The sequence below is a fragment of the Pseudomonas helleri genome (assembly GCF_009600315.1).
GTDB classification, from domain to species: domain Bacteria; phylum Pseudomonadota; class Gammaproteobacteria; order Pseudomonadales; family Pseudomonadaceae; genus Aquipseudomonas; species Aquipseudomonas helleri_A.
On record NZ_WIWC01000213.1, the window covers coordinates 1 to 218 of the forward strand.

Genomic DNA, 218 nt, shown 5'->3' on the forward strand with positions numbered 1-218 from the left:
AGATATCCTTCCGGAGGAATAATGGACAGTTTTTATACAGTAGCAAAAGTAGATTTGGAGCCTGAGTATCCACACAGCACAGACTGGCCAAAAGTTATTGCCTATTCTTATAAAAAAAACTCATTTCTATTAACTGAGGGAAAAGGGTATGGGTTTAAGGGGGTGGTAATCACAGAATTAGAGGCGAGAGACCCCACTTGGAATCATTTATTTTCTGA

At 39.0% G+C, this 218-nt stretch carries 1 protein-coding gene; it reads left to right on the forward strand.

The window, feature by feature from the left end; translation table 11 throughout:
• Window positions 1–21: 21 nt before the first annotated feature.
• Window positions 22–218: hypothetical protein (locus GHN86_RS23835; RefSeq protein ID WP_228385487.1), on the forward strand; the 197-nt coding region annotated here is incomplete at its 3' end.